This window comes from Actinomycetospora chibensis (genome assembly GCF_028737215.1).
GTDB classification, from domain to species: Bacteria; Actinomycetota; Actinomycetes; order Mycobacteriales; family Pseudonocardiaceae; genus Actinomycetospora; species Actinomycetospora chibensis.
This window is the reverse complement of the sequence record NZ_JAQZAM010000038.1, coordinates 18,034-29,998: the sequence shown is the minus strand read 5'-3', so window position 1 is coordinate 29,998 and position 11,965 is coordinate 18,034. Positions and strand designations below refer to the sequence as shown.

Below are 11,965 nucleotides of genomic sequence, written 5' to 3'. Positions count from 1 at the left end.
AAAAAAACCCACCAAACATTCAGCACACTGTTGAGTTCTCAAAGGACAACCACACACGCCTCTGCCGAGCCGTTTCCGGCCCAGTTCTTCGCGGTGATGACCACTCTACCCGACCCGATTGAGCGGCTTTTCCGGGGGGTCCCGGTCGGTCCGACTCGGACTCGGGGGGTGCGATCTCGATCGGCTCCCACGCGGGGCGCCGGACCGGATCGCTGTCTTCGACTGTACCCGAGGCTCGAGAGCCTCGGTCGGCTACCGGCCGTCCGCGAGATCGCGTCCGTTCCCCGGTGCGTCATCTACTGTACGCCACCCTGTGGCAGGGGTCTGCGACCCGGGGTCAGCGTCGGCGTCGTCCCAGGTCGGCGGGCGCGTCCTCGTCCTCGGGGCCCTCTGCGCCCTCCGCCGTCGCCGGAGGCGGCTCCGGAGCCGTCTCCGCCGGCACCGGCCGCCCGGTGGTGGCGAGCGACTTCAGCATCGCGTTGTAGGCGTTGAGGTCGCGGTCGCCGTCACGGTCGGCGCGACGGTCGTCCCGGCGGGCGGTCCGCTCGTCGGCGCGCGACCACTGCACGAGCAGGGCGATCAGGACGATGAGCATCGGGAGCTCGCCCGTGGCCCAGGCGAGGCCGCCGCCGGTGGTCTGGTCGGCGAGGCGGTCGACCCACGGCATCTCGAGCTGTTGGTAGAAGCCCGCACCGATCACCGTGGCAGAACTCATCACCGCGATGCCGAAGAAGGCGTGCAGCGGGATGGCGACGAAGAGCAGGCCGAGGCGCCCGATGGGGGGCAGCTGCCGGGGGCTGGGGTCGATGCCGACGATCGGCCAGAAGAAGATCAGGCCCACGAGCAGGAAGTGGATGTTCATCGCGATATGGGCCCAGTGCGACTCCAGCGCGACGTCGAACAGCCCCGAGAAGTACAGCGCGTAGAAGCTGCCGACGAACAGCGCCAGGGCCACCAGCGGCTGGGTGAGCACCCGCGCGACCGGCGAGTGCACGGCGGCGAGCACCCACTCGCGGGGTCCCGGAGGTGCCCCGGCGCCCGCCGGGGGCAGGGCCCGCAGCAGCAACGTCACCGGGCCGCCGAGCACCAGCAGGATCGGGACCAGCATGTTCAGGATCATGTGCTGGCCCATGTGCACGCTGAACGTCACCGGCGCGTAGCGACCGATGCCCGAGGACGTGGCGAAGAGCAGGGCGAGACAGCCCACGAGCCAGGAGAGGGTGCGTCCCACCGGCCACGCGTCGCCCCGGGCGCGCAGTCGCCGCACCCCGGTGACGTACAGCCCGGCGAGGACGAGCGCGAGCGTGCCGAACAGCAGGTCGAACCGGGATTGGGTGAGCAGGCCCGCGACCGTCAGGGGCTCGTCCACCGCGTAGCCGACGAGCGCCTCGATGCGCGTGGGCTCGGGGGCGGGCGCCACGGGCGGCGGAGTGCGTCCGAGGGCCACGGCGACGCCCATCGTCGCCGCCATGAGGAGCACCTCGAGCCCGCCGAAGCGGATCATCGCGGCGGTGCTGCCCGCCTCGATGCCGGGGATCGCGTGGCGCCGGTGCCAGGCACCGAAGGCTCCGAGCGCGACCAGGGCGAGGGCCTTGACCAGGACGAGGACGCCGTAGGTGCTCGTCACGAGGTCGCCCGGCGAGATCCGGACGAGGACGTTCAGCACCCCCGAGAGCGCGAGCACCACCCAGCAGACGAGCGCCACCGCCGAGAACCGGCGGGCCGCGACGGCCGGGTGCCGGCCCCCCGCGACGAGGTGCGTCACGACGGCCGCGAGCCCACCCACCCACACAGCGGCGGCGAGCACGTGCAGCAGCAGGCTGTTGGTGGCCACGTCGTGGTCGCTGCCGCCGGCCGAGTGCCCGGTGAGCGCGAGCGGGAGGAGCCCGGCGAGCGCGACCCCGAGGCCGACCACAGCGGCGCCCCACCCGAGCACGAAGCGGGTGACCCCGAGGGCGACGAGAGCGATCAGCGCGGTCAGGGACCACGAGGTGGTGCCCTCGATGCCGGTGATCGCGACCGAGAGCACCCGGGCATCGAGCATCTGGGACACCGGGCGGCCGTAGGCGTCCGCCGCGCTCAGCGGGATCATCAGGAGCGCCGCCGCGGACCAGGCCGCCGCGCTCCACGACGCGATGCGGACCGCGCGGTAGCCGTCGGCCGAGAGCCAGCCCGAGGACGCGGGCGGCGTGAAGAAGGCCGCCACCATGAGGAAGCCCACGGTGGACGCGGCCGCCATCTGGCTCACCGCCCGCACGACGGGCAGGGCGTAGACCGTGACGGGGCCGGGGTCGGGGAGCCCGAGGCGGGCGAACGTGGCCGCACCCGAGAGCGTGCTCAACGCCAGCGCGACCACCGCGGCGACGGCGAGCAGGGGCGCGACCTGCGCGACGAACAACGCCCCGGGGGTGGAGGGGCGTGCCGACGCGTCGGCGGGCGGCGGGGTCGTCGTGGCCACGCCCCCAGGGTAGGTCGCCGCCGTCGGAGCGCCGTGCGGTCCGGTTAGGCTTCCCCGCGCCGGCCCCCGTAGCTCAACGGACAGAGCATCGGCCTTCTAATCCGACGGTTGCAGGTTCGAGTCCTGCCGGGGGCGCCGTCAGCCGCCCGACAGGAAGTCGAGCACTTCGCGCGTCACGCGCTCCGGCTCGTCCTCCATGAGGAAGTGGCCGGCGTGCGGCACGACGACGAGCTCGGCGCCGGGGATGTCCGCGGCGAGGCGCTCGGCGTAGCCGACGGGCTGCCACCGGTCCTGCGCGCCCCACACGATGCGGACGGGCATCGCGATGTCCCCGAGCCGGTCGGTGAGCTCCTCGGTGTACCGGGAGTCGTAGTGCCGGACCTGGTGCTCGAAGAACGAGGTGCGCCCCAGCGCCGTGCGGTGCGGGGCGAGGTAGGCGCTCAGGTCGTCGTCACTCATCGTCCCCGCGACCGTCATGCGCAGCTGTCGGGTGAGCATCTCCTCGAAGTCCGCCGCCGACATGGCGGCGTAGCTGTCGAGCCGGGTCCTGATGATCTCCCGCCAGGTCTCCGACGGCCACGAGTCGTAGCTGACCGCGTCGATGAGCATGAGCCGGCGGGCCCGCTGCGGGTGCAGGACCGCCATTCGCTGCCCGATCGCGCCGCCGATGTCGTGGGTGACCAGGCTGGGGCGCTCGATGCCGAGCCCGTCGAGCAGGCCGACCAGCAGGTCGGTCTGGGCCGCGACGGAGGTGTCGCGGTCGAGGGGGCGCTCGGAGTCGCCGTACCCGAGCAGGTCGTAGGTGATGACGCGATGACCGGCGGCCTCGACGGCCGGGACGACGTGGCGCCACTCGTAGGACCAGGACGGCGTGCCGTGGACGAACACGACGGGCTCGCCCTCGCCGCGATCGCGGTACGCGAGCCGGACACCGTCGACGAGCAGGTTCCGGTCGAGGAGAGTCATGTTAGGTAGACTAGTCTACCTAACATGAGCGACAGAATCCCGGCCCGAGCCCGGATCCTCGACGCAGCCTCGGAGCGCTTCTATGCCCGCGGCGTGGCGGCGACCGGGATCGACGTGATCATCGCGGACGCGGGCGTCGCGAAGATGAGCCTCTACAACAACTTCGCCTCGAAGGCCGAGCTGGTGTCGGCCTACCTGGAGCGACGGCACCAGGAGTTCCGCGAACGTCACCGGCGGCGGGTCGAGGCGCTGCCCGCGGGGGCGGGGCCCGGCGCGCGGGCCCTGGCGGTCTTCGACGCCTACCTCGACGGGATCGACGACCCGTTCCGGGGCTGCGGGCTGCTCAACGCCGCGGGCGAGCTCCCCTCGGGCGACCCCGGCCGGGAGGCGGTGGCGCGTCACAAGGCGGAAGTGGAGGACCTGCTGCGGGAGGCCCTGGGGCCGCGGGACGGGCTCGCCGAGCACCTCTCCCTGCTCCTCGAGGGCGCCATGGTCCGCGCCGGGCTCGAGGGCGACGCGGACCGCGTGCACCGGGCCCGCCGGCTCGCTGCGGACCTGCTGGGCGAGGACTGAGCACGTCCGGACGTCCAGGAGGTTGCCGGCACCGTCGGGGACGCGCTTGGGTGCCCGGGTGCTCACCGACCTCCCCGCGTTCGCCGCCTGGCGGTTCGTGGACGCCGTGGACGGCTTCGAGGTCGTCTATCTCGCGCCCGGCCGGCTGCGCGGACACACCTCCGCCGTGGAGGACGGGCAGGCGTACGCGGTGCGCTACGAGATCACGCTCGACGACGGGTGGCGCACGCGCACGGCCCGCGTGTGGTCCGACACGGTCGCCGGGCCGCGCGAGGTGACCGTCGCGTCCGACGGCGACGGCCACTGGACGGTCGACGGCGCACCCGCACCCCACCTCGACGGCCTTGTCGACGTCGACCTCGAGGCGTCGGCCTGCACGAACACGCTTCCGGTGCACCGCCTGACCCTGAGGACGGACGACGTCGCCCCCGCGCCCGCCGTGTACGTGCGCGCCCTCGACCTCTCGGTCGTCCGTCTCGACCAGACCTACCGCCGCCTCGACGGGCACCGGTTCGCCTACACCTCGGACGGCGACTTCTCCGCGGTCCTCACCTACGACGACGCCGGCCTCGTCGTCGACTACCCGGGGATCGCACGCCGGGCGTTCTGAGCAGCCTCGACTTATATAATTCTTCGCTGCTAAATTCGTGGTGGTGCACGCCATGGACGTCCTCGGCGATCCGGTCCGCCGCCGGATCCTCGAGCTCCTCGCCGACGGGGAGCTGGCGTCCGGGGCCGTCGTCGAGCACATCCGCGAGGAGTTCGGCATCTCGCAGCCCGGCGTCTCCCAGCACCTGCGGGTGCTGCGGGAGAACGGGCTGGCCTCGGTGCGGGCCGAGGGCACGCGCCGGCTCTACTCGGTCGACGCCGAGGGGCTCCGCGAGGTCGACGCGTGGATCGGGCGCTTCCGGCAGTTCTGGGAGCAGCGCCTCGACGCCCTCGGCACCGAGATCGCCCGTGGCAAGCGCGAGCGGGGGCGTTCACCCACCCCCGATCCCGAGGACAGCTGATGGACCTCTTCTCCGAGCTCGACGCCATCCACCGGCAGGTCGACCTCGACGCGGTCGACGGCGACACCGTGCTCGAGCTGGAGCACACCGTGCCGCTGGCGATGGCCGGGAGCGCCGCGGGCGCCTTGTTCGTCGGCTCCGGGTGGGACGGCGCCCTCATGGGGGCTCGGGCTGTTCGTCCGCGGCGAGGCCGTCGGCGACCCCGTCGCGGCGGCGGACTCGCCGGAGTCGTCGAGTTCAACCGGCACTCGATCGACCGCTGGGCGGCGGAGGCGAGCGGTGCCGCGCCCGCCGAGGAGATCGAGGGCGGGAAGCAGGCCGCGCTGGCCCAGTTCGTCCCCGACTCCCGGTGACGACGACACGAACCGGCCAGTAGGTCAGACTGTCGGCGACGTATTCGGCCGGATGGCCGACGCGGTGGTCGAGAGGGGTGTCGATGGCGACGATGTCGTTCCGGGACGCGATGTTCCTGCTGGCGGAGTCGCGGGAGCGTCCCACCCACGTGGGCTCGCTGATGCTCTTCGATCGTCCCGAGGGCGCGGGACCCGACTACCTCGCCGACCTGCACCGACAGCTCGTCTCCGGGGACGTCGAGATCGCGCCGCTCTTCCGCCGGCGCGCGACCCGCGGCGTCTCGACGCTGGGCCAGTGGGCCTGGACGACCGACGACGACGTCGACATCGAGTACCACGTGCGGCTCTCCGCGCTGCCCCGGCCGGGGCGCATCCGCGAGCTGCTCGAGCTCGTCTCCCGCCTGCACGGCAGCCTGCTCGACCGGCACCGGCCGCTGTGGGAGTTCCACCTCATCGAGGGCGTGGAGGGGGACCGCTTCGCGGTCTACAGCAAGATCCACCACGCGATGATGGACGGCGTCCGCGCGATGAAGCACCTCGAGAAGGCGCTGAGCACCGACCCGGAGAAGCGGGACATGGCGCCGTTCTGGGCCGTCGACCCGCGGCCGGGGCGCACCAGCCGGCCGGTCGGCGAGCCGGCGCCCGCTCCGGCGGGGTGGCTCGGGTCGGCGCGCGAGTACGTCGGCGGCGCCCTGCGCACCGCAGGCACGCTCGCCGAGGGCGTTGGACAGTCGCTGAACGTGGGGCCCGCACTCGTGTCCTCGGCCTACCGCGGGCTCGTCGAGCACGACCTGGCGCTGCCGTTCGAGGCGCCGCCGACGATGCTCAACGTCCCGATCACCGGGGCGCGCCGGTTCGCCGCCCAGTCCTGGCCGCTCAAGCGCATCCAGCGGGTGCGCGAGCGCACCGGCTCGACGGTCAACGACGTGATGCTGGCGATGAGCTCGGGCGCGCTGCGGCGCTACCTCGAGGCCCACGAGGGGCTGCCCGAGAGGCCGCTCGTGGCCGCACTGCCGGTCGCACTGGAGGACTCCGGCTCCGGCAACGCGCTGGGCGCGATCCTCGTGAACCTCGCGACGAACGAGCCCGACCCGGCCGAGCGGTTGCGGAAGATCCGCCAGTCCGGTCTCGCGGCGAAGGAGAACCTCCAGGGCCGCGACCCGATGACGATCGCGGCGCTGTCCGCCGTCGTCGCCGCCCCGATCGGCCTCGGCCTCGTGCCCGGCTCGTCGTCCGTCAACCAGGGCTTCAACCTGATCATCTCCAACGTGCCCGGGCCCAAGGACCCGCTGTACTGGGAGGGCGCGAAGCTCGACGGGATCTACCCGATCTCGGTGCCGCTCGACGGGCAGGCCCTCAACATCACCGTGATGTCCTACGCGGACAGCATGGAGATCGGCGTGACCGGCGACCGTCGGGCGGTGCCGCACCTGCAGCACCTGCTGGGCTACCTCGAGGACGCACTGGTCGAGCTCGAGGCCGTCGCCGACGAGGCCGACCCGACCTAGGACCCCAGCTCGGCCGTGACGTCGCCGAGGACGTCGTGGATCTGCTCGACGAGCGGCAGGCGCGCGGCGTACACGGCGGCGTCGGGACCCGGCCGGAGGGTCTCGCCGAGCGGGATCCGCTCGGCGGCGTCGACGAGCCCGTCGGGACCCGGCGGGAGCAGCCCGACGCCCTGCATCCCGAGCAGCGCGGCCCCGAACGCTGTCCCGGACGCAGGGCCCTGGTCGACGGCCGGGAAGCCGACGGGCAGGTCGAGCGTGTCGGTGAGCAGGCGGCGCCACAGCGCGCTACGGGCGAAACCGCCGGTCGCGCGGACCTCGTCGACGGCCAGGCCCGCCTCGCGCAGCGAGTCGAGCACGAGGCGCAGCTGCAGGCAGACGCCCTCGAGCAGGGCGCGCGTGACGTGGCCGGCGGTGTGCCGCCGGTGCAGGCCCACCAGCGCGCCCGCGCCGCCGATGTCCCAGTGCGGGGCGCGCTCGGGCAGCAGGTGGGGCAGGGCGAGCAGCCCGTCGGCGCCCGCGGGCACGGCGGCGGCCGCGGCGAGGAGGTCGTCGACGTCGCGGTGGAGCGTCTCGCGCGCCCAGTCGAGCACGAGGCCGCCGTTCGTGATCGCCCCGCCGACGACCCAGCGCCGGTCGGCCAGGCCGTAGCAGAACACCCGTCCGCGGGGGTCGACGGCGGGCCGTCCGACGGCGACCCGCAGGGCGCCGCTGGTGCCGATCGAGCAGGCCGCGACGCCCGGGCGGACGGCGCCGACACCGAGGTTGGCCAGCGGCCCGTCCCCTCCCCCGGCTACGACGGGGACGCCGGCGGGGAGGCCCCAATCGGCCCGGAGCTCCCCGACGACGGCCGTCGGAGCGACCGGCTCCCCCAGCGCGTCGGCGGTGATGCCGGCGATCGCCAGGGCCTCGGGGTCCCAGGCGCCGGTCGCGACGTCGAGCAGGCCGGTGCCGGATGCGCACGAGGTGTCGGCGACCCGGGCCCCGGTGGCCCGCGCGAGCACGAACTCCTTGATGCCGCCCCACGTGTGCGCCGCGGCGTGCATGCTCGGGCGCGCGCGGCGTAGCCAGGCGAGCTTGACCAGCGGGCTCATCGGGTGGATCGGCGTGCCCGTGCGCCGGTGGAGGGCGAGGGCGCCGTCGCGGGCCCGGAGCTCGCGGGCGACGTCGGCCGCGCGGCTGTCGGCCCAGGTCAGCAGCGGTCCGATCGGGTCGCCGCGGGCGTCGAGGGCGAGCAGGCCGTGCATGGCGGAGCTGAACGACAGCGCCGCGATCCGCCCGGGGTCGACCCGGGCGACGGCGTCGCGCACCGCGTCGCCGACGGCTTCCCAGAGTGCCTCCGGGTCCTGGACGACGGCGCCGGGCTCGGGCTCGTCGAGGTGGTGGGGGGCCTCGCCGTACCCGTGGTCGGTGCCGTCGGGGGCGAAGGCGACGGCCTTGGTGGCGGTGGTGCCGATGTCGACGCCGAGGACCAGATCGTGTCCGGGCATCAGACGAGCAGGCTCGGCACCACGACGGCCGCGGCCGTCACCACCGGGCGGGTGTCGCTCGCGGTCCCCACGAGGGCCGTGATTCCCCGTCGGCGCGTCCGCCCGAACCTCCGCATGGCCCCGCCCTGCGATCCCCGGGGGGCCCACCTAGGCTGCGGTGCGGAGGCGTCAGGGTGCCTGGTGGCCCCCGCGGTCTTCAACACCGTAGTGGTCGAGCATCTCGGCCAGGCGGGTTCGATTCCCGTCCGCCTCCGCCAGACCCGGGTCCAGCCGACGTGCCCAGGCCGAACATCCACCACAGCGCAACATCCACCACATCTCGGAGGGTTCCTGCATGGGTGTACGCACCTGGCTGGGCGAGTGGCCGATGTTCCGGCAGGCCACCGGTTCCGACCCCCTGGGTCGCGGTTCCGCTGTGCAGTCCCCACGGACGCAGGCCCTCGGGTCGCGGACCGCGGACGCCGACGAGGTCGTCAAGTCGGTCTGCCCGTACTGCGCGGTGGGCTGCGGACAGAACGTCTACGTCCGCGACGGGCGCGTCACTCAGATCGAGGGTGACCCCGACTCCCCCGTCTCCCGTGGGCGCCTGTGCCCGAAGGGCTCGGCGTCGACGTCGCTGGTGACCTCGCCGTCACGGGTGACGACCGTGCGCTACCGGCGTCCGTACGGCACCGAGTGGGAGGACCTCGACCTCGACACGGCGCTCGACATGATCGCCGACCGCGTCATCGACGCCCGCCGCAAGGGCTGGCAGGACACCGACGACGAGGGCCGCGTCCTGCGGCGCACGCTGGGCTTCTCGAGCCTCGGCGGCGCGACGCTGGACAACGAGGAGAACTACCTCATCAAGAAGTTGTTCATGGCGCTCGGCGCGATCCAGGTGGAGAACCAGGCGCGTATTTGACACAGCGCCACCGTCCCCGGTCTGGGGACCAGCTTCGGCCGCGGAGGGGCCTCGAACTTCCAGCAGGACCTGCAGCACTCGGACTGCATCGTCATCGAGGGCTCCAACATGGCGGAGGCCCACCCGGTGGGCTTCCAGTGGGTGATGGAGGCGAAGAAGCGCGGCGCCACGATCATCCACGTCGACCCGCGCTTCACGCGGACCAGCGCGGTGGCCGACCTGCACGTGCCGTTCCGGGCCGGGGCGGACATCGCGTTCCTCGGCGGGCTCATCAACTACGTGCTGTCCGAGGGCAAGGACTTCCGCGAGTACGTCACGACGTTCACGAACGCCGCGGACATCGTCGGCGAGGACTTCGTCGACACCGAGGACATGGCCGGCATCTTCTCGGGCTACAACGCCGAGACCGGGCGCTACGACCCGATCAGCTGGCAGCTCGAGGGCGTCGACTACGAGGCCCCGGCCGCGGGGATGCGCGACCACTGGGAGCCGTCGCTGCGCGAGCAGTCCGAGGAGCGCGAGCGGTCCGAGAAGCGCGAGCACCACGCCGCGATGGCCTCGGACACCGGCGGCGGGGCCGGTGACGCCGCGAACGCGACGGGCTCGCCCAAGCGCGACGAGACCCTCCAGCACCCGCGCTGCGTCTACCAGGTGCTCAAGCGGCACTACTCCCGCTACACCCCGGAGGCCGTCTCGCAGGTGTGCGGGATGAGCGTCGCCGAGTTCCTGCGGGTCGCCCAGGCGATCACGGAGAACTCGGGCCGCGAGCGGACCACGGCGTGGGTCTACTCGGTGGGCTGGACCCATCACAGCGTCGGCGCGCAGTACATCCGCGGCGCGGCGATCCTGCAGACCCTGCTGGGCAACATCGGCCGTCCCGGCGGCGGCATCCTGGCGCTGCGCGGGCACGCGTCGATCCAGGGCTCGACCGACATCCCGACGCTCTACGACCTGCTCCCCGGCTACATCCCGATGCCGAACGCGTACCTGCACACCGACCTGCAGAGCTTCCTCGACGCCGACGCGGCGAAGACGGGCTTCTGGGGCAACATGGACACCTACATGGTGAGCCTGCTCAAGGCCTGGTGGGGCGACGCGGCGACCGCCGAGAACGACTGGGCGTTCGACTACATGCCCCGGCTGACCGGCGATCACGGCACCTACGGGATCGTGCGCGATCAGATCGACAAGTTGACCTACGGGTACTTCGTGGTCGGCGAGAACCCGGCGATCGGGCACGCCAACGGCAAGATGCAGCGCCTCGGGCTGGCCAACCTCGAGTGGCTCGTGGTCCGCGACATGCAGATGATCGAGACGGCCACGTTCTGGAAGGACGGGCCCGAGATCGAGACCGAGGAGATGCGGACCGAGGACATCGGCACCGAGGTCTTCTTCCTCCCCTGCGCGAACCACACCGAGAAGTCCGGCACGTTCACCAACACCCAGCGGCTGCTGCAGTGGCGCCGCGAGGCCGTGCACGCGCCCGGCGACGCCCGCTCGGAGCTGCACTTCTACTTCCACCTCGGGAAGAAGATCCGCGAGAAGCTGGCGGGGTCCACCGACGAGCGCGACCGTCCGCTCCTCGACCTCACCTGGGACTACCCCACGTTCGGGATCCACGAGGAGCCGGTCCCCGAGTCGGTGCTCGGCGAGATCAACGGCTACGACGCCGACGGCAACCCGCTCTCGAGCTACACCCAGCTCCGGGCCGACGGCTCGACGACGGCGGGATGCTGGATCTACACCGGTGTCTTCGCCGACGGCGTCAACCAGGCCGACCGGCGCAAGCCCGGCTCCGAGCAGGACTGGGTCGCCGCCGAGTGGGGCTGGGCGTGGCCGGCGAACCGCCGCACGCTCTACAACCGCGCGTCGGCCGACGCGCAGGGCCGGCCGTGGAGCGAGCGCAAGGCCTACGTCTGGTGGGACGCCGAGCAGGAGAAGTGGACGGGGCACGACATCCCCGACTTCGAGGCGACCAAGCCGCCGTCCTACGTCCCCGAGGACGGGGCCACGCGGCAGGACGCCCTCTCGGGCACCGACGCGTTCATCATGCAGACCGACGGGAAGGCGTGGCTCTACGCGCCCGCCGGGCTGGCCGACGGGCCGATGCCGACCCACTACGAGCCGGTCGAGTCGCCGGTGGCCAACCTGCTGCACGAGCAGCAGGACAACCCCGCGCTCGAGCGCATCGACCGGGCCTGGAACCGGATCAATCCCTCGCAGAGCGAGGTGTATCCGTACGTCTTCCTGACCTACCGGCTCACCGAGCACCACACCGCGGGCGGTATGAGCCGCTTCCTCGGTTACCTCTCGGAGCTCCAGCCCGAGTTCTTCTGCGAGGTCTCCCCCGCGCTGGCCGCGGAGCGGAACCTCGAGCACCTCGGGTGGGCGACGCTGATCTCGGCGCGCACCGCCATCGAGGCCAGGGTGCTCGTCACCGAGCGGATGAAGCCGCTGCGGATCGGCGACCAGGTCGTGCACCAGATCGGGCTCCCGTACCACTGGGGCTCGAACGGACTCTCGACCGGCGACCCGGCGAACGACCTGCTGGGCGTCGTCATGGACCCGAACGTCCACATCCAGGAGTCCAAGGTGGCCACCTGCGACATCCAGCCGGGACGGCGCCCACGCGGCCCCGCGCTGCTCGAATTCGTCGAGGCCTACCGCCGCAAGGCCGGGGTCGAGCCGGGGGGCAACACGTGACCA

At 72.7% G+C, this 11,965-nt stretch carries 9 protein-coding genes and 2 tRNA genes; 8 read left to right on the top strand and 3 right to left on the bottom strand.

Annotated features, from left to right (window positions below):
• Positions 1-337: 337 nt before the first annotated feature.
• On the bottom strand, positions 338-2,458 hold the full coding sequence (locus PH189_RS29855; RefSeq protein WP_274192501.1) for a bifunctional copper resistance protein CopD/cytochrome c oxidase assembly protein: 2,121 nt from the start codon (positions 2,456-2,458) through the stop codon (positions 338-340).
• A gap of 62 nt (positions 2,459-2,520) precedes the next feature.
• On the opposite strand from PH189_RS29855, the gene PH189_RS29850 reads away from it, so the two are divergent.
• Positions 2,521-2,593: transfer RNA gene (locus PH189_RS29850), tRNA-Arg, on the top strand.
• 3 nt (positions 2,594-2,596) lie between these two features.
• Here PH189_RS29850 and PH189_RS29845 read toward each other — a convergent pair.
• Positions 2,597-3,424 carry an alpha/beta fold hydrolase gene (locus PH189_RS29845; protein ID WP_274192500.1) on the bottom strand — a complete coding sequence of 276 codons (828 nt, stop codon included), beginning with the start codon at positions 3,422-3,424 and terminating at the stop codon, positions 2,597-2,599.
• Between the two features lie 24 nt (positions 3,425-3,448).
• On the opposite strand from PH189_RS29845, the gene PH189_RS29840 reads away from it, so the two are divergent.
• From PH189_RS29840 to PH189_RS29820, 5 genes are all read left to right on the top strand, one after another.
• Positions 3,449-3,997, top strand: coding sequence for a TetR/AcrR family transcriptional regulator (locus tag PH189_RS29840; RefSeq protein WP_274192499.1), 549 nt, complete (start codon positions 3,449-3,451; stop codon positions 3,995-3,997).
• Positions 3,998-4,055: 58 nt separating this feature from the next.
• Positions 4,056-4,607 carry a putative glycolipid-binding domain-containing protein gene (locus PH189_RS29835; RefSeq protein ID WP_274192498.1) on the top strand — a complete coding sequence of 184 codons (552 nt, stop codon included), beginning with the start codon at positions 4,056-4,058 and terminating at the stop codon, positions 4,605-4,607.
• Between the two features lie 43 nt (positions 4,608-4,650).
• A complete protein-coding gene (locus tag PH189_RS29830; RefSeq protein ID WP_274192497.1) occupies positions 4,651-5,007 on the top strand; it encodes an ArsR/SmtB family transcription factor in 357 nt (118 codons plus the stop codon).
• Positions 5,007-5,360: a hypothetical protein gene (locus PH189_RS29825; protein WP_274192496.1), complete on the top strand. Its 354-nt coding sequence runs from the start codon at positions 5,007-5,009 to the stop codon at positions 5,358-5,360. Before PH189_RS29830 ends, PH189_RS29825 begins: the two co-directional genes overlap by 1 nt.
• Positions 5,361-5,443: 83 nt before the next feature.
• Entirely contained in the window at positions 5,444-6,868 is a 1,425-nt protein-coding gene (locus PH189_RS29820) for a WS/DGAT/MGAT family O-acyltransferase (RefSeq protein WP_274192495.1), read from the top strand.
• Here the strand turns inward: PH189_RS29820 and PH189_RS29815 are convergent.
• Positions 6,865-8,355: a gluconokinase gene (locus PH189_RS29815; RefSeq protein WP_274192494.1), complete on the bottom strand. Its 1,491-nt coding sequence runs from the start codon at positions 8,353-8,355 to the stop codon at positions 6,865-6,867. The two genes, PH189_RS29820 and PH189_RS29815, sit on opposite strands and share 4 nt — an antisense overlap.
• A gap of 161 nt (positions 8,356-8,516) precedes the next feature.
• Here PH189_RS29815 and PH189_RS29810 point away from each other — a divergent pair.
• Positions 8,517-8,612: transfer RNA gene (locus PH189_RS29810), tRNA-Sec, on the top strand.
• Between the two features lie 77 nt (positions 8,613-8,689).
• On the top strand, positions 8,690-11,962 hold the full coding sequence (fdh, locus tag PH189_RS29805) for a formate dehydrogenase (protein ID WP_274192493.1): 3,273 nt from the start codon (positions 8,690-8,692) through the stop codon (positions 11,960-11,962).
• Positions 11,963-11,965: the final 3 nt, after the last annotated feature.